Annotated in this window: 16 protein-coding genes; 8 read left to right on the top strand and 8 right to left on the bottom strand. The window is 69.0% G+C overall.

Annotated elements, in window-relative coordinates:
- Nucleotides 1–339 precede the first annotated feature (339 nt).
- The 3 genes from ACZ4RZ_RS28890 to ACZ4RZ_RS28900 are packed head-to-tail and all read left to right on the top strand — an operon-like array spanning nt 340 to nt 4,348.
- Nucleotides 340–2,469, top strand: a complete 2,130-nt coding sequence (locus tag ACZ4RZ_RS28890) for a helix-turn-helix transcriptional regulator (protein ID WP_467748892.1) — start codon at nt 340–342, stop codon at nt 2,467–2,469.
- The gene (locus ACZ4RZ_RS28895) at nt 2,466–3,461 is read left to right on the top strand and encodes a hypothetical protein (protein WP_467748894.1); all 996 of its coding nucleotides are present in this window, start codon (nt 2,466–2,468) and stop codon (nt 3,459–3,461) included. The genes ACZ4RZ_RS28890 and ACZ4RZ_RS28895 overlap by 4 nt, the downstream gene beginning before the upstream one ends.
- Nucleotides 3,458–4,348 carry a DUF6339 family protein gene (locus ACZ4RZ_RS28900; RefSeq protein ID WP_467748895.1) on the top strand — a complete coding sequence of 297 codons (891 nt, stop codon included), beginning with the start codon at nt 3,458–3,460 and terminating at the stop codon, nt 4,346–4,348. Before ACZ4RZ_RS28895 ends, ACZ4RZ_RS28900 begins: the two co-directional genes overlap by 4 nt.
- Here the strand turns inward: ACZ4RZ_RS28900 and ACZ4RZ_RS28905 are convergent.
- The 6 genes from ACZ4RZ_RS28905 to ACZ4RZ_RS28930 form a co-directional block, all read right to left on the bottom strand.
- Nucleotides 4,276–5,631 carry a DNA cytosine methyltransferase gene (locus ACZ4RZ_RS28905; RefSeq protein WP_467748897.1) on the bottom strand — a complete coding sequence of 452 codons (1,356 nt, stop codon included), beginning with the start codon at nt 5,629–5,631 and terminating at the stop codon, nt 4,276–4,278. The genes ACZ4RZ_RS28900 and ACZ4RZ_RS28905 overlap by 73 nt on opposite strands.
- Entirely contained in the window at nt 5,628–6,635 is a 1,008-nt protein-coding gene (locus ACZ4RZ_RS28910; RefSeq protein WP_467748898.1) for a DNA cytosine methyltransferase, read from the bottom strand. Before ACZ4RZ_RS28910 ends, ACZ4RZ_RS28905 begins: the two co-directional genes overlap by 4 nt.
- Complete coding sequence (locus ACZ4RZ_RS28915) at nt 6,632–7,045, bottom strand: very short patch repair endonuclease (protein WP_467748986.1); 414 nt, start codon at nt 7,043–7,045, stop codon at nt 6,632–6,634. Before ACZ4RZ_RS28915 ends, ACZ4RZ_RS28910 begins: the two co-directional genes overlap by 4 nt.
- Nucleotides 7,046–7,099: 54 nt before the next feature.
- Nucleotides 7,100–9,979, bottom strand: a complete 2,880-nt coding sequence (locus ACZ4RZ_RS28920) for a Z1 domain-containing protein (RefSeq protein WP_467748987.1) — start codon at nt 9,977–9,979, stop codon at nt 7,100–7,102.
- Nucleotides 9,980–10,098: 119 nt separating this feature from the next.
- Nucleotides 10,099–11,679 carry an ATP-binding protein gene (locus ACZ4RZ_RS28925; RefSeq protein ID WP_467748989.1) on the bottom strand — a complete coding sequence of 527 codons (1,581 nt, stop codon included), beginning with the start codon at nt 11,677–11,679 and terminating at the stop codon, nt 10,099–10,101.
- A gap of 180 nt (nt 11,680–11,859) precedes the next feature.
- Nucleotides 11,860–12,888 carry an SEC-C metal-binding domain-containing protein gene (locus ACZ4RZ_RS28930; RefSeq protein ID WP_467748900.1) on the bottom strand — a complete coding sequence of 343 codons (1,029 nt, stop codon included), beginning with the start codon at nt 12,886–12,888 and terminating at the stop codon, nt 11,860–11,862.
- A 100-nt stretch (nt 12,889–12,988) separates the two neighbouring features.
- Here ACZ4RZ_RS28930 and ACZ4RZ_RS28935 point away from each other — a divergent pair, with 100 nt between their 5' ends.
- Entirely contained in the window at nt 12,989–13,585 is a 597-nt protein-coding gene (locus tag ACZ4RZ_RS28935; RefSeq protein WP_467748902.1) for a tetratricopeptide repeat protein, read from the top strand.
- Between the two features lie 17 nt (nt 13,586–13,602).
- Here ACZ4RZ_RS28935 and ACZ4RZ_RS28940 read toward each other — a convergent pair whose 3' ends face one another.
- The gene (locus tag ACZ4RZ_RS28940; protein WP_467748903.1) at nt 13,603–14,391 is read right to left on the bottom strand and encodes a class E sortase; all 789 of its coding nucleotides are present in this window, start codon (nt 14,389–14,391) and stop codon (nt 13,603–13,605) included.
- 343 nt (nt 14,392–14,734) lie between these two features.
- Between ACZ4RZ_RS28940 and ACZ4RZ_RS28945 the strand changes: the two genes are divergently transcribed.
- A complete protein-coding gene (locus ACZ4RZ_RS28945) occupies nt 14,735–16,210 on the top strand; it encodes a glycoside hydrolase (protein ID WP_467748905.1) in 1,476 nt (491 codons plus the stop codon).
- Nucleotides 16,211–16,248: 38 nt separating this feature from the next.
- Here the strand turns inward: ACZ4RZ_RS28945 and ACZ4RZ_RS28950 are convergent, their stop codons facing one another.
- A complete protein-coding gene (locus ACZ4RZ_RS28950; protein WP_467748907.1) occupies nt 16,249–17,664 on the bottom strand; it encodes an MFS transporter in 1,416 nt (471 codons plus the stop codon).
- A gap of 116 nt (nt 17,665–17,780) precedes the next feature.
- On the opposite strand from ACZ4RZ_RS28950, the gene ACZ4RZ_RS28955 reads away from it, so the two are divergent.
- The 3 genes from ACZ4RZ_RS28955 (at nt 17,781) to ACZ4RZ_RS28965 (ending at nt 19,550) form a co-directional block, all read left to right on the top strand.
- Entirely contained in the window at nt 17,781–18,308 is a 528-nt protein-coding gene (locus ACZ4RZ_RS28955) for a winged helix-turn-helix transcriptional regulator (protein ID WP_467748909.1), read from the top strand.
- Nucleotides 18,309–18,378: 70 nt separating this feature from the next.
- Nucleotides 18,379–18,696, top strand: a complete 318-nt coding sequence (locus tag ACZ4RZ_RS28960) for a DUF6412 domain-containing protein (protein WP_467748910.1) — start codon at nt 18,379–18,381, stop codon at nt 18,694–18,696.
- A 98-nt stretch (nt 18,697–18,794) separates the two neighbouring features.
- Nucleotides 18,795–19,550 carry a YidC/Oxa1 family membrane protein insertase gene (locus tag ACZ4RZ_RS28965; RefSeq protein ID WP_467748991.1) on the top strand — a complete coding sequence of 252 codons (756 nt, stop codon included), beginning with the start codon at nt 18,795–18,797 and terminating at the stop codon, nt 19,548–19,550.
- Nucleotides 19,551–19,628: the final 78 nt, after the last annotated feature.

Consider the following 19,628-nt stretch of genomic DNA (forward strand, 5'->3'; position numbering starts at 1 on the left):
GAGCCGCAATCGGGCGTGCGAAGCCGTCGGGGAATTGCGCGAGGGGGAGACGGCACACTTCTACCAGAGATTCGGAGAATGCTTTCTTCCGAGACGGGTGGGGCCGCTGACGGGACGTTACCCGGCTGATTCGGAGGTGCGCAAGGGGGTTCGATAAGAGAACTACGGAACGGAAAAAGGGGCAAAAAGGGAGGAAGTGAATGGATCCGTCTTGCACCGATGGCTGGGTGGCCCGGCGTCCTGTCAAAGAACGTTTGACAGGAGGTGCTCTGTCAAACATGCGGGTAGGATGGCCTGGCTGTCCCACGTATGTGAGCAGGACCCGAGAGCAGGTGAGGCGTGGAAGCAGGCGAGGACTTCGGTCCATGGCTGGCGCGGCAGTTGAAGCTCGCCGACATGACACAGACCGAGTTGGCTCAGGCTGTTGAGGTGACGCGTGCGGCGGTTTCCGCGTGGATCACAGGACGGGCCACTCCGCGTTCCGAGACGATCGAACGCATCGCGCGGGCCTTGAACACCGACCTGGCCACGGTGCACACCCGTACCACCGACACCCAGGCCGGCCTGCCCATCGGCTGGTACCACCGCCCCGGACACGCAGACGGTGGCCGGGAGTTGGGCAACGCCGCCGCGTTCGCCTTCGACGCCGACGTGTCGGTGCTGGCTCGAGAGACCTGTCAGAACAGTCTCGACGAGCGGCTCACCGCCAACGGGCAACCCGTGCGCGTGCGTTACACCCTGCACGAGCTCACCGGTGAGACGCTCGCGAGGTTCCGCGAGGCCATCCAGTGGGACGACCTCTTCCCGCACTACGAAGCGGCGGCCGGCCAAGGGCAGAAGGTCGGCCGGGTCATCAACGCGGGGCTGCGGGACATGTACGAGCACGACCGTCTCGTCCTGTTGCGGGTGGACGACTACAACGCCGCGGGTCTGACGGGCGACGACTACGCCGACGGCCGTTTCGCGGCAGTGGTGAGGCGTCAGCTCGACAGCCACAAGTCCGGTAGTTCGGCGGGCGGTTCGTACGGACTGGGCAAGGCCACTCTGTGGGCCACCAGTCGACTCGGCCTCGTACTTATGAACTCCACACTGTCCGAACCGCACGAGGGCCGCACCGAGCGCCGCCTCATCGGGCGCCTCGACCTGCCGTGGCGCGAGGTCCACGACAAGGCGTGGGCGGGGCCGGCGTGGTTGGGTCGGCCCGACCCCGACTCGCCTGGAGCCGCTGTGGCACGCTCCTGGTGGGCGGACGAAGAGACCGTCGAGTCGCTTCACCTGAAGCGTGAGAGCGGTGAACCCGGGACGTCGTTCCTGATCGTGGGGGCCCACGACGTGGCGAGCCTCGCGGACGACAGTCCCGCATCGGACAGCGGCGAGGGCGAGGACGACGACAGCATTCAGCGAATGCATCGAAGGCTCGTCCGGGCCCTGGGCAAGAACTTCTGGGCCGCGATGACGGGCGGCGACGACCGACTGCCGCTGTTGGAGGCTTCCGTGCGCACCCTGCGCAACGGTGATGTGGTCCTCCCGGAGGAGCGCGTCGATCCCGTCGTCGCTCAGCCGTCCCGCGCACGCGCCCTCAAGGCGTTCCTGAACGGCACCACTGTCGAACGGCTGGCCGAGGCCGGGCAGGTGGCCATGGCGAGGGTGCCGTTCAAGCTGCCAGGTCACGGCGGCAAGCACACCACTCTCGGCGAACACCAGGCGGTGCTCCTTGTCACCGAGGCCGAGGACGCCGACGACGAGTGGAACCGACTCGTCGCCATGCGGGGCAACCGGATGACCGTCCGCGACGCAGTGGTGCCCGAACTGCCGCCGTCAACCAACCCGTTCCAGGCGGTGCTGCTCACCGGCCGGGCCGCGGGCCCGGCTGCCCCGTACGCCGACGAGGCTGAGGCGTTCCTGCGTGCCGCCGAACCTCCCGAGCACAACAAGTGGGGTCAGACGGAGGAGTTGACCCTCGTCTACTCCTCGTCTGCGCACCGCCGGATCAGCACGATGATCCGTGACGCCAACAGGACCGTGAAGGAACTCGTCGTCCGTCCGAAGGCCGAGAGGAAGGCGGGCGGCACGAACCTGGGCAAGAAACTCACCGTCGGGGCGAAGAGAGCGAAAGCCCGGCCCACGGCCGGCAACCAGCCGCAGCTTCAGAACGTGGACGCCGAGGTGTTGGCGACCGGAGCTTGGCAGGTCACGGGCGAGGTCAAGATCCCGTCCGGGGGCGATGCCTGGCAGATGGCACCGGTCGCCAAGTTCGAGGTTCGCTCCGGCGCTCGCCCCGTACTGGCCTGGGCCGAACTTGTCGGCGTGAACGGCTGCGAGGTCGTTGACGGCGTGTTGCGTTTCACCCCGGGTGCGGGCACCGCCACCTTCCGGGGGGTCACCGACCCGGCCACCCACACCGTCCGGACGAGCCTGAGCGGGCTCGTCGTCGAGTTGCGCGCCGGTGAGGGAGAGCCGCGGTCATGAAGGTGTACCCGTACAAGAGGCTGCCGGGCGCGGTTGCCCTGCGCGTCGACGCGGTCACCGTGCGCGCGCAGGGGGAGCCCCCCGAGCAACTCGACGCTCGGGCCCGCTCCGTCGTCGAGCGCGCGGTGGCGTTGGGGCAGGCGGAGACCGCCGGGTGGGACACCGCGAAGCTGACGGTCTCGGTGACCGTGCCGTCCGGGGCCACCGAGCCCGGTGGGCCGTGGACGGACGTGGCCGTCGTCACTGTGCTGACCGAGCGGGCCACCAACACGCGGGTCACGGCGCTCCTGGAGCCGAGCGAGGAGGGCGGCCGTGAATGGCGTGGTGACCTGTCCCTGCTCCGCGCCGACGTCTACGACCGAGCCACGCTTTCGGCGCAGGTCGTGGCCACCGTCGACGGGGTCCCGGGGCGAGCCATCGCCGAGACCAGCGACGACTGGATCATCGACGTGCGGTCGGACGACGCAGTGCGCGAGCGGCAGTTCGACATCCGCGAGGTCGGCTTCCGTACAGGGCCGTCCGCACTGCGGCCGTTCGCCGACGTGCCGTGGAAGGTCAGTGCGTCCGGACGGCTTCCCGTGGTGCACATCAACACCGACTTCGAGGGGATGACGGGCCTCCTCGCCGCCGAGGGACGCACACCCGCGGGACTCGTCAACGAGTTGCTGGTGTCGCAGATGGCCGCCGACGTGTGGACGGCCGTCTTCCACGCCGCGGTCGGGGACCTCGAGATCGAGGAGGACGGTTCACCGATGTTCCCGCACGACTGGCGGGGCGAGGTATTGCGGGAGATGCTGCCCGACGTCCTGCCGAATCTTTCGCTCGAGGACGCCCTGCGCGCCGTGCACCGACGGCGCACCGGTGCCACGGGTTGGACTGAGCTCCAGCCGAACATTCATGCCGCGGCGGCACGCCGGGCCGAGGTGCCCAAGGCACTTGCCACGACCCTGCTCGGCCTGGACCGATTCAACCGCAAGGACGCCGAGGCGTGACCGAGAAGCCCGACTATCTCCCCGAGTACCTGGCGAGACTCTCCGACGACGCGGCTGCCCCGTTCCTGACCGAGGGTTTGCTCGGCGGCAAGGAGAACGTCCCGTCCATCGAGTTGCACAAGAGCGTTGATTCGCTGCCCGAGGGGGAGCGCTGGCGGCTGGAACCGATCCGGGACCTCGTCGACGACGCGTTGTTCGAGTTCCGCGATGAGACACCCTCGCGGGCCGACGCATGGCTGGCTCCTCGCCTCCACGCGACGCTCCGGCTGACCCGCGCGGAGGCCGCCGACCGGGCCCTGTGGAACTACCTGGCGTTCGCCGTGGCGCCGGACTACGTTGTGTGGCGCCACCTCTCTCGGCCGCGTCAAGGCCGACCTTCCGTCAACAGCGACTGTTTCAGGGGGAGTTACCACAAGCAGGCGTTCGCCCGGCTGTGGTGGGCGGCCGAACTGTTTCGCGATGGCCCCGACTACGAGCCCGTGGTCACCGCGTGTGGCCTGCAGGACATGCTGAACCAGACGCTGCGCTACGGCAGCCTCATCGATCACCGGCCGACGTCCCAGGCCCTGGTGCGCCTGCTCGAGAACGGCACCGTGCCCGGCGGCCGAGAGATGAACGCCCTGACCAAAGCTGCCAACGCCGCGGCTGTCACGGTGGCGTTCGACGTGCTGGCCCCCGACGTCTCCCGTGACGCCGAAGCAGTACAGGACTGGATCGACGCCGCCGGGCACACCGGGCCGGTGCCGCGCCGCCGACTCTTCGATGGGCCGCCGGAGGAGAAGGTTCCCGAATCCTCGGTGCGATTCCTGACGGACTACTTCGCCGACCTCTTCACCGACGTCCCGGTGCGGGGACGCGACACCGCGGAGGAGCCGGAGGAGGACTGATCGTGGGGGTGTCCGCTCGGGCAACCTGTCTCGTGGCCGCACCCCCTGGTCCGAAGCTCGGCGATCCGTGCTGCGTCGACGGGGCCGCCCCACGTGAGGTTGAAGCTGTCGGGGGTGTACGGCTCCCGGCCGATCGCGGCGCCGAGCACATGTATGCCGAACAGAGGCGGAACGGCGTTGCCGACCTGCTGGGCCTGGTCGTTGCCGGACCAGGGGAAATCCCCGGGGAAGGACTGAAGGACACCGGCCTCGTGGATGGTGAACCGCGGCAACGGGTTTCCGTTCCCGTCCATCGGGCGATTGCGGGAAACCTTTCCCGTCACAGTGAACGAGGGCTGATTCCAATGCCTGATCCCGCGCTTCTTCGGGTCGCCGCCGGAGCCGTAGTTGGAGACCACGTAGAATTTTCGCTCGCGAGGAATCGCATCATGCGAGTCGGCCAGTTCTGATGCCGCCTCCTCCAAGGCGGCGTGCATGGATCGCCAGGACCTTTTCTCGGGCTTTTTGTCGCTCCGTGAGAATCCGGGAAGAGTGTCGCCTTCCTCCTGAATCCTTGCCCCACGTGCGCCTTCGAAAGGCAGGTGCGTGGGAGCCGGAAGCTCTAGCGAGGCGCCCGGTTCGCTCTTCAAATGCGCGACGAGCACAGCCCGCTTCCGGGTCTGCGGGACCCCGTACTCCTCGGTACGCAACACGTCGCAGTCGACGACGTACTCGATCGGCCGGTTGCCCTCCCCGGGCTGGAGCTTGGTGAGTCCTTTGCCGGTCAGCACCCTTTGGTAGGCCTTCCAGACCTGGTACACCGCGGGCACCTGCTCGAGAACGATGGTCTGGTACGGGCCTCGTCCGGAGGTGATCGCCTTGAGCAGGTAGCGCAGCGGCTCCAGCACCAGTCTGGTACGCGGATCGAGGTCGGCGAGTTCTTTGTCGATGCGCTCGTCGTCGGGGTCCTCGATCAGTTTGTCGATCAGTTCCGTCACCTTGGCGAGTGCTTTCCGGCCCGCACCATTGCCCGCGATGGAGAAGGACTGGCACGGTGGTCCGCCCGCCAGGACTTTAGTGTGCGGAATTTCCTCGTAGCGCTCCTCGCGCATGACGGTCACGTCGGCGTGAATGGTCGGCAGACCGGCCCGATAACGTGTCTCGCAGGCGTTTCCGTCGAGTTCGATACCGATGCTCGTGAGGCCCAGAAAATGTGCGGCGACATCCAGTCCACCAGGACCGGCGAAAAGGTCGAGGACGTCGAATTCCTCGGGAGTTTGCGTCTGTGCTTCCGGGCTGCTCATGTTGCCGAAGTGTAGCCGGCGTTCACGTGTGATCGCCCCACCAGTGCCTCGGCCACCGCCCGGCCCAATGCCTCGCCCACGGCGGGAGGGGCGGCGCTTCCCACCTGCCGGTACCGCGCGGTCTTGCCGCCGGCGAAGTGCCATTCCTCGGGAAAGCCCTGGAGCAGAGCCGCCTGTCCCACGGTGATCTTCACCAGGCCGTCGTCGCCGAGCGCCGGATCCCAGATGAAGTCGGGACCGGGCACCTCGTTCCCGAAGGACTTCGTGTAGACACCCATCCGGTGCCACTTCGCCTTCGTGCCGCTCGGCCCGAAATCCGCACCCCCGTGCGCCTTGGACCCACCCACGAGGGTCGGTGCCGCACTCGTCGCCTGGGCGGCCCAGCGGTCGGCGTCCCGCCAGCCGCGGGACCGCATCGACGGTGCCAGCGACTCCCCTACCGACACGTGCTCGTGGACCGTGGACCGAGGCGGTCGGAAAGCCTCCGCCCACCGCCGCTTGACGGCCACGAGGAAGCCCTGCTTGCGGTCCTGTGGGACTCCGAACTCGACGGCGTTCAGGACGAACCAGGTCAGCTCGTAGCCGAGGTGCTCCAATTCCTCGTACAGGAAGTCCCGCAGGGGCGCGAAGGAATCCTCGTCGACCAACGTGTGCACGTTCTCGATGATCAACGCGCGGGGTTGGACCGCGTGCACCAGATAGGCGGCGGCCTGGATGAGGCGGACCTCCATGTCCGACGAGTGGCGCGTCACCGTCGCGCTCGACCTCACTCGGGGAAGCCCGGCCGACAGCAGATCGACGTCGTACACCTCCGGGTGGTCCACGGGGTCGAAGTCGAGGAGATCCGCCTCCAGGACGTTCCACTGCGGCCGGTTGGCCTTGAGCGTGTCGCAGGCGTGCCGCTCGATGTCCAGGAGGAGCCGCGGCGTGAAGCCCGCCCGCTCCAGCCCCAGTGCCAGGCCGCCCGCTCCCGAGCACACATCGACGAATGTCAGCCCGCTCACCGAGCCCTCCCCTTGGATTGTCTTCGTTCATCGGCCGTACGTCGTCGCCGCACCGCCTCCGCAACGCGAGCGGCAACCGCCTCGGGCGCCTCATGCTCCCAGAACCGCAGCACTGTCCACCCTGCCGCGAGCAGATGCTCGGTGGTCTCCCGGTCGCGGGCCATGTTCCGGTCCAGCTTGTGGCGCCACCAGTCCGCGTTGGCCTTCGGCTGAGTGGCGTGCTGAGGGCAGCCGTGCCAGAAGCAGCCGTCGATGAGGACCGCGACCTTGGCCCGGGGGAACGCCACGTCGATCCGCCGCCGAGGCATGCCCGGCACGGGGTACTCCACGCGATAACGCATCCCGGCCGCGTGCAGCAGCCGTCGCACGGCCAGTTCGACACCCGTGTCCTTGCTCGCCTGCCTGCTCATGCGGGCCGAGACGTCGGGAGAGGAAGGCGTCATGCTGTTCACTGTCGTCGAGCCTCACGAACGCTTGTCGTCACGGTCGATGATCGCCACTTCCGCCCTGGTCGAGTCGATCGCACGGAACCGCACCAGGGGACGTTCGCCCTGAGCCGTCGACGGCGGGGCGACGAAGGCGAAGGCCATGACGAGGTCACGCGGATCGACCGAACCGTCGGACATCATCCGGGGTTCGGATTCCACCACGGGATAGAGCATCAGCGCACCCCGACGCGGACGGACGTTCTGTTCAACGGTCGTGTTTCCGGTCAGGTTCGTGGCCCCCGCCAGGCGCATCGCCGCTGCGACGTGCTTGGGGTCACGGATCGCGCCGAACAGAGGCCCTCGGCGCCGCTTACGGCGGGCGAGGGAGAAGGGGCCGTGCCCCAGAATGCGCGCCTCGTTCCGGCCGGCCTGCATCGGAGCGATCACGAACCAGTCGTCGATCGTGCCCGGTTCCCGCCCGGCGCCCAGCAGGAACTCCAGGTGGGGCGAGAACTGCTCCGGGGTGGACCAGCGCAGGTCGCACAGCACCGTGAGCAGGTCCTGGTGTGACACCGTGCCCACCCGCGCGTCGTACTGCGGGCTGCCGTCCACGCAGAGCGAGATGGGAGCATGCGACAGAGTTCCGAGGATCGGCACCCAGCACTCCGTGTTGTGACGCAGGGCGTCGGGTTCGTCGGGGTAGGCGGTGGGCTCCTCCCAGACGCCCGGCGACCGCACCTCCACCAGCTCCGCATTGAACATCTTGTTCCGAGCCGACGGCTTCACCCACAGCAGGTGCTGGGCCACCAGTGGCGGGATCTGGGCGGGGGTGACCTGGGGGCGACCGTCCACCAAGGGGGCGTAGCGGGTCAGTTCGGCGCGGAAGAGTTCCTCGTCTCGGCAGATCGCCTCGAAGGCCTCGTACAGGTCGACCGTCTTGGCGTTGCGGCCGCGGCCGAGGGCCTCCTCGCGGCCGATGTAGAGGCGCACGAGATCGCGGTAGCCGGGCCGGAAGCCGAACCAGCGGCCCATCTGCATCAGGGTGTCGGCCTGCTGTGTCGTGCGGCGGTAATACGTGATCGTCAGGCCCTCGACCGTGAAGCCGCGGGACAGCTTGGTGCCGCCGACGAGGATTTTCCAGACGTTCGGGGTGCGGTCGAAGTCCAGGTCGGGCTGGGCGTAGTCGCGCTCGCTATCGCCGTTGACGACGATGACCGGTGTGCCGCCCCTGCTGATTCGTTGGTGGGCGCCGGAGACGTACGGCTTGAGGTCCGCGTACGTCGTGGGGGTGGGGAGAGAGCTGTCCGCGTGGGTGCGGAAGTCCCGCTCGAAGAGGGACGCGAGGCGGGCGTGGCCCTCGAGGCCCATGTACGCGGCGTTGTGCCACATGGTGTTGATGCGCAGGGCGAGCGCGGCGTGTTCGGCCATGCGGACCGATTCGTGCACGAGCATCGTGTGGTGCCGGAACGGGTCGGAGACGCCGTGATCGGTGCGGTAGAGCTTCAGAGCGCCCGTGAGCACGAAGGCGTCCAGGGCTTCCTGGAGGCGGTCGCCCGTGGAGTCGTAGATGCCTCGGACGTGCTTCTTCTCGGCCTCGCCTTCGCCGTCGTCGACGCTGTCCAGGTCATGGAAGTCCTGTACGCCCATGTACTCGGTGGGGCGGGGGAGGGAGATCAGGAAGTCGCGCGGGAAGAGGTCCTCCTCGTCGCCCGGGTCGATGAAGACGTTGGCGAAGGGAGTCGCGGTGTAGCCGACGTACTGGGCGCGAGGCAGGAGCTTGAGGAGCTTGCTGATCTGGCCGTTGATCGCGGTGCGGGTGACCTTGCCGTCCTCCCACTTCTTCGGGTCGGTCGTGTTCACCGAGGCCTGGTCGGACTCGTCGTCGATGATCAGGGTCGGTATCTCGCCGAGGATCGGGCCTATCTTCTTGAGGTCCTTGACAAGCTTCTCCAGCACCGACTTGTTCTTCTTCACGACCATGACGCGGGCGCGGGCCGTATGCAGGTTCGCCGGGTCGTACAGGGGACGGGTGCGGTCCGGCTTCTCGAACTCCAGGGCGCTGATGCCTCGTTCCAGCGTCATGTAGTCACGGTCGCGAGAGGTCAGGCGCTCGATGTCGAAGGCGCCGAGCACGGAGGGCCGGGCACCGAACGAGACGAACTTCGCGGGCCAGTCCTCGTCGTCCTGGTAGTCGATGCCGACCAGGGCGTCCGGGTCGTTCGGGTCGGCGGCGCCCAGGATGTTCTCCTGGCCGATCAGTTCCATGTCGAGACGGCGCTGGGTCTGGCCGCGCAGCAGGTTCAGGGTGCCGCCGAGGACGATCACGAGGCGGTAGCCCGCGTCGATCGCCTTCGCCGTGACACCGGTGAAGTTGGCGGTCTTGCCGGACTGTACGTAGCCGACGACCAGTCCACGCGCGCCGTAAGGTTCGTCACGGGTGGGGTCGGCAAGCCGCTCCACGACCGCATGGGCGGCCTCGTCCAGACTCGAGACCGCCGCGTCGTTCCAGCCCTTGCGGCGCAGCAGCCGCTCGTACGAAGTCCAGTAGAAGGAGCGGTTCGCCGCCTGTTCCCGGGTGTACCAGGGCTGGAACTCGCGGCTGATGGTGACGGGACCCGGTTCTACGTGGACAGGGACGGCTGCGTCGAGCGCTTTGCGTAGATCCGCGCCGAACGCGAGCTTGTCGTAGACCTCGGCACGGCGCTTCGGGGTGCGAGGCGCGGTGGCCGACCACATGGGGGACTGTTCGAAGTCCCATGCGGTGAGCTTGCGGCGCCAGAGGGCGAGCAGCTCGTCGCCGGGGCCCGCGGTCAGGACGCGATCGCGGAAGTGGGGCATGTCCGTGTCGGCCGGTTCGTCGGTGTCGGCGAGCACGAAGGCGAGCTTGGCGAAGTGCTTGGGGCCGCGCCGGCTCATCGCGTCGAGGACCTCGCCGTGGAGATCGATGAGGTGGTCGGGAGCGGGCGTGTTCTCTGCGGTCACGGCGGCTGGGTGGCCTCTCTGGCGTACGGGAGGATGCGGGGGAGACGGGTGGACTAACCCTCGGAGCGGGCGAGTTCGGCCCGTACCGCGGTGACGAGCACGCTGTTCCACAGGGCGACCTTGTCGGTCTGATTGGCCCAGACCCGCTCCTTCTGGAAGATCTCGTTGAGCATCAGATAGAGAAGGCCTTTGAGGACCGGAGCGTCGTTGGAGCCCCCGCGCCGGCCGCCGTTGAACGCGTGCCGGTAGTCCTTGTTGAGGACGACGAGGCGTTCCTTGTGGTCGATCGTGAAGAGCAGTTCGGCGGAGTCGACGCCGGACGGCACGTCGAGCTTGGCCCAGGTGAAGGTGATGGGGTCATCGCCCTCCAGCTGCGGCAGTTCGTCCCGCAGCGTTCGCTTCAGCTTCGGGTCGATGCCCTTGCCGGGTGGGATGACGGCCATGCGCTTGACCTCGGTACGCCGCTTGGCGGCGTCGCGGTAGGTCGCCTCGGCCTCGTGGACGTACTCGGCGAAGGTATGGCCGGTCGTTCGGTCGGCCGCCTTCTCAAGCCCTCGGGCGAACGCCGGTGTGACCTGGACGCCGTCCTTCTTGACGGTCAGGGCGAACACGTCGTTGGGCTCGGGCGGCAGGTCCACGGCGATCCGGGCGAGGGCGAGGTGGCCCTCCGGGCTGCGCGTGTCGTTCCAGCCGCCGGCTTGGACGAGTCGGTCGTTGCGGTAGAGGTAGAAGCCCTGGCGCTCGGCGAGCGGGCCGATGCCTCGGTAGGCGACGAGCGGCGATTTGGGCGGCCATATGTGCGCGGTGAGCGCGACGTCGCCGACGCCCTCGACGGGCGCGACGTACGTACGGGGAAAACCGGCGCGGCCCGGAACGCGGTAGCCGAAGGGGTCGATGGGCTCCACGCCCCGGTGGTCCAGCTCCTCCCGGGTGTGGACGTCCTCGACGACGATGTCGACGTGGAAGCCGTCGCGGGCGAGGAAGCGGTGGACATAGAGACCGAGGTGGGTCTCGAGCCGTTCGATCGCGTCATTCAGGTAGCGGTCGGTCTGCCCGGCCGTGATGGTCTCGAACGCGCGGACCTGGTCCCAGCGCACGATCGTGCCGTGCCAGCCGATGACGCCGTCGTAACGGTCGACCAGGTTCTGGCAGTACGTCGCATCGACGATGTCGCAGGTGAAGTCGGCCTGCGCGCGGGCGGTGAGCCAGCGGCGGCCGGCCGACGGGGTGCGCTTGGTCCGGCTGATCACGGTGAGCGCGTCGGCGTGCGAGAGCGAGGCGGCCTTCAGGCCAGCGCCGAAGTGCCCGAGGGCGCCGGTGGCGTACCTCTCGCGCCCGCCGACGGTCATCGCCGTGTCCAGGCTCGCATCGTCCATGCCATGGCCGTCGTCGATGACGAGCAGGCCGACGAGACGGTCTCGGCCGCCGCGCTCACCGGTGTCCCGCAGGAAGCTCACGACGACGTTGTGGGCTCCTGCGTCGATCGAGTTGTCGATCAGGTCGGCGATGGCCGCCTCGAAGCCGTAGCCCTGGTGCGCGAGCGATTCGAACGACCTGGCCGCCGGGGGGAGCCGCTTGCTTCCGCTGGTGGGTACGTCGAATTGCCAGTCCGAAGACGGCTGGTAGGGCGGCATACAGGTGTTCCTCGCGGGCCGGGACATGTCCGGGATGCGAGCGGGCATGCCAGTTCAGCTGGTTGTACGTGACGTTAGCGCGAACGAGTTGTGAAGGAGTAGCGGGGTCGGGACAAATGGGGTCGCCGCTCCGGAAAGCGTTCCAAGGGGCGAACCCCAGGAGCAGGGACGCCGTCTGCGTCAGGTTTGCGTGGCCCCGTGGCACGTCGCGTACGCGTTGCCCGAGCCGCACCAACACCCCGCCCCCCTCTGCGGCGGCCAAGCCACAGCCCGCCCCCGGGCCGCCAGCGTCGTCGCATACTGCGGCAGCAGCGTTGCGTCGGCGGGCGACGACGCCTCCGAGGCGGCGAAGGCCTCGTAGGACGGGACCGTGCCCGTCACGATGCCGAGGTTCGGGGTGCCGGAGGCCGCCAGCTCGCGTAGGGAGGCCTCTATGGTCGTGAGGTGCTCGTCGTGGGAGGAGTACTCCGCGGACAGGGGCGGGTACGCCGTCAGAAGTTCCGCCAGTTCGTTCGTCGGCCAGTGCAGGACTGCTACCGGGAATGGGCGGGAGAGGGCCTCCCTGTATTTGCCCAGCTCTGCCTGGAGGCGGCTGATCTCCGCTTGGAGTTCTGCCGGGTTGTCCGAGCCCAGGGACCAGACCCGCTTCGGGTCGTGTAGTTCGTCCAGGGAGATGGGGGACGAGTGGAGGGTGTCGGCCAGGATGTCCCAGTCGTCGTGTGGCATGCCCAGCATGCGGCGGACGCGGTGGCGGCCGAAGAGGAGGGGGTGGGTGGAGTAGGGGGGCTCCGACACGTCTGTCAGGAGGAGCTGCGCGCCCTGCGTGAAGGTTTCCTGCGCCTGCTCAAGCTCGTCGTGGGACTCCAAGGACTCCGCCACGATCACCCAGGGGGCAGGGTCGCGGGGGGACGCCGTCCTGACTCCGTCGATGATCGCGCGGGCTTCCGCCTCGTGACCGTATTCCCAGAGGTTCGACGCCTTGAGGGCTCGTACCAGGTGGGGGTTCTCGAGAGAACCAGGAGAGTCCGGGGACGACAGCAAGCGGTCGTAGAGCGCTGTCGCGGATGGGCGGTCGCCGGACAGTTCCAGGTGGGCCGCGGCCTGCAGCAGCAGGTTCTCCGCGTCCTCCGGGTACAGGCCGGCAGTCCGCTCGAGGCGTGCTGCTTCCGCGGTGTGGTCGACGTTCTCGGCAGGCGTGTCGGGGCGCATGGGGGACACCGTACTGCCGCCGAACGACAAAGAAGAGAGATCTGCTGGCCAGAGGGTCCGGGAGCGGCGGGAGCGAGGCCCCCGTCATAAAGTATTGATCATGGACACCTCAGCCCAGTACCAACTCGGCAGCGACCTCCTTCACCAAGGCCGCCGCGAGGAGGCCAAACACTGGCTCGTACCGCTGGCCGAGGCCGGGCACGCGGAGGCGGTGCGCCGGTTGGCCTGGAGCGCCAGCGCACTCGCGTACAAGGACGCCCGCTACGAGGCGGAGGCCGAGCACTGGCTGCGGCGCGAGGCCGAGGTACGGCAGGACCCCGACTGGCTGGTCACGATGGCCCAGGAGATGCGCCGCTGGGCATCGGGACGGGTGGCCGAGGCCGAAGACCTGGTGGCCGGGATGGCGCGGGCGGGCAGCGCACGCGCCGCCGGTCAGCTGGGCTACTGGAAGCGGCGGGACGGCGACCCGGCGGCCGCCGTGGAGTGGTACCGCCTCGCGGTCGAGCTCGGGGACCGCTTCTGCTGGCGGGACCTCGGCTGGTGTCTGAGGACCCTGGGCCGTTACGCCGAGGCGGAGGCGCTGTACCGCCCGCACGCCGAAGCGGGCGATGTGGTGGCCCAATACGAGCTCGGGGCGCTGCTCCACGCACAGGGGAAGGGCCCGGCGGTGACACCGCCACGGCCGCCCAGCCTCTAGCCCCACGGGCGGGCGGCCTACCGAGGCCGCATCGACCGCAGCTTCCCCCACACCGCCAGCCGGTACTTGGACGTGTACTCGGGAGTGCACGTGGTGAGCGTGATGTAGTACCCGGGCTCGCTGTATCCGTACGACGGCCGGACGGTGCTGCGCGGCACGCTGCGGATGACACCGCTGTCCCGCGCCGAGGTCTGCGGCAGGGTCTTGTCGACGACGTACGTGTAGAGCGCGGTCTTCGTCTCGACCGTGATCGTGTCGCCGCGCTTGAGCCGGTTGATGTACCGGAAGGGCTCGCCGTGGGTGTTCCGGTGCCCGGCGAGCGCGAAGTTCCCTGCCTGGCCCGGCTGTTGGGTGCCCTTGTAATGGCCGACGTACCCCTTGTTGAGGACGTTCTGCTTGCTGACGCCCTCGGCGACGGGGACGCGGAGGGAGAGGCGGGGGATGGTGAGGATGGCGTAGGCCTGGGACCAATGGGGCCCTGACTGGGCGCTGTTGACGGTGGCCTGCCGTTCTGGCGAGGAGGGTTTCTGTGCGCCGCCGGAGTCGTCGCCGTCCTCCTCGCCCTCGCCCGAGTCCGTACTCGGCGCGGCGGTGGCCCCCGGCGCCTCCCACTCCCTCTCCAGCGCCTGCACCTTGCGCGCGGCGTCGTGCCGGGCCTCCCGGTTGGTCCACCACAGCTGGTGCAGGACGAGAAGCAGGAGCACCACCCCCACGGTGACGAACACCTCGGCCCCGCTCCACACCGCCCGCCGGTACGCGGCGCGCCGCCGCCGAGTGCCGTGGTGCACGATCCCGGGAGCCCGCATCCGTACGCCTCCTTCGCCGGGCCCGCACGATAGGTGCTGCCTCCTCAAGTCACCAGCCCCGTACACCCCGGCGCCCCACCAGGGCTTCATACACCGGTTTTAGAAAGGGGTGAGAAATGGGCGTCGCAACCCTCGACAACCCCACCCGCCACACCCGATGCTGCCTGATGGCGTCAGCGGGAGGGCCGGTGCCGCCGGCGTGACGGGCAATTGAGCCGACGGGCCGTGTCGGTGGCGTGACCGGCAATTGAGGCGATGGACCAACGCCGCTGGGGTGACCGGCGACCGAATCGACGGGCCAACGCCGGCAGGACGACCGGCGATTGAGCGGGACGGAGAAGCCATGATCCGACGTAGAACACTGCTGGCGGCCGCGGGCGGTACGGTCCTCGGCAGCGCCCTGGCGACGGGCACCGCACGCGCGGACGCGACCATCGCCGTCAACCCCGCTGCGACGTACGGGAAATGGGAGGGCTGGGGTACCTCGCTGGCGTGGTGGGCCAATGTGTTCGGCGCCCGGGACGACTTCGCCGACATCTTCTTCACCACCAGGTCGACGACGTACAACGGCACTTCGCTTCCCGGCCTGGGCCTGAACATCGCCCGCTACAACCTTGGCGCGTGCAGCTGGAACAGCGTGAACGGCGAAAAGATGGTCGCCTCCGCCAACATCCCCTCCTTCAAGCAGATCGAGGGCTACTGGCAGGACTGGAACAACGAGGACCCCACCTCCTCGGCCTGGAAGTGGACGGCCGACGCCACACAGCGGGCCATGCTGCTGAAGGCGACGTCACGGGGTGCGACGAGTGAGCTGTTCGCCAACTCCCCGATGTGGTGGATGTGTCTGAACCACAATCCGTCGGGCGCGTCCGGCGGCGGCAACAACCTCCAGTCCTGGAACTACCGACAGCACGCGTCCCACCTGGCGGCAGTAGCTCTCTACGCGAAGAACAACTGGGGCGTGAACTTCTCCACCGTCGAGGCCTTCAACGAACCGTCCTCCAGCTGGTGGACCGCCACCGGCACCCAGGAGGGCTGCCACATGGACGCGTCGGTCCAGGCGGCCGTTCTCCCGTACCTGCGCGGCGAGTTGGACAAGCGAGGCCTGACAGCCACGAAGATCTCGGCATCGGACGAGACGAGCTACGATCTGGCCCGTACGACCTGGAGCTCTTTCAGCTCGACAACAAAGGCGCAGGTCAACCGTGTCAACGTGCACGGCTACCAAGGTTCGGGCGGCCGCCGCGACCTCCTCTACACGGACGTGGTGACGACCGCCGGCAAGGGCCTGTGGAACTCCGAGTACGGCGACAGCGACGGCACCGGCCTCACCCTCGCGAGCAACCTCTGCCTGGACTTCCGCTGGCTGCACCCGACCGCCTGGGTCTACTGGCAGGTCATGGACCCGTCGTCGGGCTGGGCGACGATCGCGTACGACGCGAGCACCCTGACGCCCGGGGCGGTCCAGACGAAGTACTACGTGATGGCCCAGTTCACCCGCCACATCCGCCCCGGAATGACGATCGTCGACACGGGAGTGGACTACGCGGCAGCGGCGTACGACGCGACGGCGAAACGCCTGGTGATCGTGGCCGTGAACAAGGCGTCCTCCGCCCAGACCCTGACCTTCGACCTCTCCCGCTTCACCACGGTGTCGGGCGGCACGGGCGGCCTGGTCCCCCGCTGGAACACCCTGACGTCGGGGTCCGGGGACCGTTACGCCTCGCACTCGGACACGTACCTGAGCGGCAAGTCGCTGAGCGTGCCGTTCGCGGCGGGGGCGGTGCAGACGCTGCAGGTGGACGGGGTGGTGGTGTGAGGCGGGGGTGAGGGCCCGCCTCACGAAGGCCGTCGAAGTCAGCCCCGCTCCCGAAGGGCCAGCACGCTCACCGCCGCCACCCCAGCGAGTCCCGCCGACACGGCGATCGCGATGTCCCAGCCGTGCGCGACCCCGCCGGAGGAGGTCACCAGCGCGATCGTGAGGGCGACGCCGGCGCAGGAACCGATGTAGCGGAACGTCTGCTGCGCGCCCGAGCCCATCGCGGCGCGGGTCGCGGGGACGGACTCGACGGCGAGGTGCGGAAGGGCGGCGTTGAGGAGGCCGCTGCCCACGCCGGAGACGATGAAGCCGGGGAGCAGGCGCGCCCAGGAGCCGGCGCCGAGTGCGCCGAGCATCGTCAGGATGCCGACCGCGTGCAGCGCGAAGCCGAGTGCGAGCTGGTGGCGTGGTGAGACCCTGCCCGCGAGGCGCCGCGCCTGCAGGGCGACCACGAAGGACAGCCCGGACCAGAGCAGGACCAGCCATGCCGTGTCCAGCGCGGACAGGCCGAGCGTCCGCTGGATCAGCGCCGGGAGGAAGCTGAACACGCCGATCACCGCGACGCCCGTGAACAGCCCGCCCGCGGATGAGGCGAGGAAGCGGCGGTGCCGGAACAGGCCGAGGTCGATCATGGGCGTACGGCTGCGGCTCTCGATGACGACGAACACGGCCATCAGAACGAGGAACGCCGCCAGCAGCAGGCCCACCGGGGCGCGCAGCCAGCCGTCGCGGCCCAGGGTGAGCGCGGCCACCAGAGCCACCAGCGCCAGGCCGAAGGTCAGGGCTCCCGCCAGGTCGGGGCGGCCGCCCCGGGGTGCGCGGGATTCCGTGAGAGCGCGGGTTCCCAGCGCGGCGACGATCAACGCGGCCGCGCCCAGCACCGCGTACGCCAGCCGCCAGTTCCACTCGGCCATCCCGCCCGCGAGCAGCGGGCCCACCGCGATGCCGCCGCTGACGAAGGCGCCCCAGACGCCGGTCGCGTGCAGCCGCCTGCGCGGGTTCGGGAAGGCGTGGACGATCAGCCCCAGGCTGCTCGCGAGGATCGCCGCGCTCGCCGCGCCCTGTGCGATGCGGGCCAGCGTGAACAGCCAGGTCGAGTTCGCGAGCGCGCCCAGCGCCGTGGTGATGCCCAGCGCGACCGTGCCGGCCAGGAAGATCCGGCGGCGGCCGTAGTCGTCCGCGAGGCTGCCGGCGACCAGGAGCAGCGCGGCCAGGCCCAGTGGGGTGCCGTTGAGCAGCCAGGCCTGGGCGGAGACCGAGGTGTGCAGCGCGGCGGCGGTGTCGGGGAGCGTGACCAGCGGCGCGGTGTACGTCATCAGAGCCACGGCGGTGGCGGCGCTGGTCAGGGCGAGGGTGGGGGCCGCACGGGGGATGACCTCGGTCGACGAGGGTGCGGCGGGTGTGTCGGGCGCCGGGTGCGTGGTGATGTCGGCGGTCCGGTCGAGCCGGGTCATGTGGCCTGCCCCTTCGGAACGGGTGAGTTCGTTAAATGAACCTGTGTAGGTCTCGACCGTAACACCTTAGGTTCGTTCACTGAACCAATAAGTCGAAAAGTGGCTACAGTGGGGTCATGGCTCTGGGCAAGGACTACGCGACACAGGAGTGCTCGATCGCCCGCGCGCTCGAAATCGTCGGCGAGCGCTGGACGCTCCTCGTCATACGCGACGCGCTCTACGGCGTACGGCGCTACAACGACTTCCTCGTCCACCTCGGCATCCCACGCGCCGTCCTCGCGGCCCGTCTCCAACTGCTCACCGCCGAGGGCATCCTCGAAAAGCGCCGCTACCAGGAGTCGCCGCCGCGCGACGAGTACGTCGTCACCGACCGTGGCATCGCGCTCTGGCCGACCCTGCGCTCGCTCGGCCTGTGGGGCCGCGAGCACTTCAGCGAGGCTCAGCTGCGCTCCTTCCGGCACGCGGCCTGCGGCACGGAGCTCGGCCGGTACGGCGAATGTCCCGCCTGCGGAACCTTCGTACCCGTCCCGGACGTCGAAATGGTGCCGGGACCGGGACTTGATCCGGACCCGACGGATCCGGTCAGCCGGGCGCTGCTCAAGCCGAAGCGGCTGCTGGAGCCGATCGAGACGGCTCCTGTATAACGAACGGCAGGGCAGGCCGGTATGAGCAAGCCTCTATGAGCAAGCCCATATGAGGGGGAGGGAGCAGCCGATGATCCGGAGCTGGGTGAACATGCGCCCCGCCGCCGTGCTGCTGCTTCTGCTGCTCGAAGTCGCCCTGCTCGACACCGGCAGTCTCTCCGCCGCCGTCGCCGTGGCCATCGCCGCGACTGCCGGGGCCGGCTCCGCGCTCGCCATCTGCGCCCTCATCGGCTCGCGCTGCGCGCCCGCCGTCCCCCGTACGAGGGTCCGGACGGCCATTCGCGACCGTGAGCACCGTACGGCCTTCCTGCCCCAACGTGATCCCGACGCGGCGGGGCGTACGCGCCCCCGGGCGCCGGGGCGTGCCCTCCTGACGGCCGCCGCGTAGGGGAATCCCCATAGCCGGACCCCGCGCGGGTCGTCATGCCGCATTCCGAAACCCCGGCACGACGAGACCCCCCGGAGGGCTCACCCATGTCCACGTTCATGTCCGCTTTCGCGAGCCTGGTCGAGCGGCTCGCCGACCTGCTCCAGCCCCTGTTCCACGCCTCGGCGGCGGCCGCCGCGATCGTCCTGTTCACCGCGCTCGTACGACTTCTCGTGCATCCCCTGTCGCGGGCGGCGGCGCGCGGTCAGCGGGCGCGCGCCGAGCTCCAGCCGAAGGTCGCGGAGCTGCGCAAGAAGCACGCGAAGGATCCCGAGAAGTTGCAGAAGGCGGTGCTGGCGCTGCACGCGGAGGAGAAGGTGTCGCCGCTGTCCGGCTGTCTGCCCAGCCTGCTCCAGCTGCCGGCCTTCTTCCTCCTCTACCACCTGTTCTCGAACTCCACGATCGGCGGCGAGGCCAACGCCCTGCTCGGCCACAAGCTGTTCGCCGCGCCGCTCGGCGACCGGTGGGCGGACGCGCTGGGGGACGGGGGAGTGTTCGGGGCGTCGGGGCTCGTCTACCTCGGGCTGTTCGCCCTCGTCGCCGCGGTCGCGACGTTCAACTACCGTCGTACGAAGCGGATGATGGCCGCCTCCGCTCCGGTGGCCGACGGTGATCAGCAGTTGCCCGGGCTCGCCTCGGTGAACAAGATCATGCCGTTCATGTCCTTCTTCACGCTCTTCACCGTGGCCGTGGTGCCGCTGGCCGCCGCGCTGTATGTGGTGACCAGTACGACGTGGAGCGCGGTGGAGCGGGCGGTGCTGTACTCCGGGCCTGTGCAAACGCCTGAGCGGTCCGGGCCCGTTCAGACGGCCTGAGCGGTCCGGGCCTGGTCGAACGGCCTGACGGAATGGTTACGGTCCAGTCCGTGAACGGGGTATTGCGGACTGGACGGC

It is taken from the genome of Streptomyces sp. NPDC027189, assembly GCF_055566975.1.